Source organism: Zhongshania sp. (assembly GCF_041584495.1).
Classification (GTDB): Bacteria; Pseudomonadota; Gammaproteobacteria; order Pseudomonadales; family Spongiibacteraceae; genus Spongiibacter.
Genome location: NZ_JBFHDY010000303.1, coordinates 1 through 1,234 on the forward strand (window position 1 = coordinate 1; position 1,234 = coordinate 1,234).

The following is a 1,234-nucleotide window of genomic DNA, read 5'->3' on the forward strand; positions in this document are numbered from 1 at the left end:
CTCTTTTTTAGCAATTTTAAGGCGCTTACCAAACAAAGAGCGCGGATCAGACATAACATTAGCGCCGTCACTAATTCTCGCCTCTTTAAGCATATTTGGCATTATCACCGCGCCCGCGGCAATATCGCCTCCCGCTACCCAGCCTGGCTCGGTGGTCATCCTGTCAACCTGACGAAGGCCCAGCACTGATGCCAACATGCTTGATGCAAAGAACAGTACTAATGATGCTGTTGCGCTGCCGGTTAGTTTGCGTTTCATCGTATTTCTCCGATTCTGTAGCCTGACATTTACTGTATGCGGTGTGGAAGTCATATCAACCTTCCTATTACCGTATGTATTGCAGCCAACGTGCCAGCTTCAGAAAACGGTCTGAAAATATATTATCTTTATATATTTCAATAAGTTAAGGGAATACGAACAACAAGCTTAGGGGAATTACTTTTGCATTTTGCAATTGTTTTTCTATTTGACCGGATTTTTCGCATTTTGCAATGCATTCCAGAATGTTCTCCTCAGCTTCAGAAGCTTAATTCACTTAAGGTGCTTATATAGTTCGCAAAAATGGAGCACGCAGCGCCATTCAACTCGCCTATGTCGTTATCATAGACGGATATGCACCTTGCTGCGACTCAAACCCGATACCACCTCCACCGACCGGTGGGTTGGCACCGCCCTTACTCGCAGCGGCTGGCCATCAGCCAGGTCACGGCTGCCGTGCAGGACCAAGCTCACCTTATCATTGCTGCCAATGCTGGCAAGCGGGTAAACATCATCTGGGTAGACCGCAACCACCAAAGACACTCCGGTTCTACTTCCAGACTTATTCTTGGGCTTTTGCTTCAACATACTAATCGGGCCGCCGTCAGCCGCAGCCTGTGACTTTGCGCTGCCGTCCATCACCCCAATGAGGCGAACATCCCTCGCCACGGTTCTTACACCACCACGGCCCGTCACCAGTACATCTAGGCGATCACCACCGGTCAATTGTGAGTGCGGAATACCGCCAGCATTGGGGATCAGGGTGTAAAGCACCCGTCCCTCGGGAATCGCTTGTGCCAGGGTTTTGCGGGCTGGCGCCGGGGCAATATCCTCAGGCTTAAACGTGTCACCCTCTTTTTTAGCAATTTTAAGGCGCTTACCAAACAAAGAGCGCGGATCAGACATAACATTAGCGCCGTCACTAATTCTCGCCTCTTTAAGCATATTTGGCATTATCACCGCGCCCGCGGCAATA

1 protein-coding gene and 1 pseudogene are annotated in these 1,234 nt (G+C 49.8%); both read right to left on the bottom strand.

All coding sequences use genetic code 11. The features are described 5' to 3' along the window. Nucleotides 1-258: pseudogene (locus ABYP33_RS19360) on the bottom strand (hypothetical protein); the annotation flags it as partial. 342 nt (nucleotides 259-600) lie between these two features. Next, the coding region (locus ABYP33_RS19365) for a hypothetical protein (RefSeq protein WP_373093017.1) at nucleotides 601-1,234 on the bottom strand (634 nt) is incomplete at its 5' end.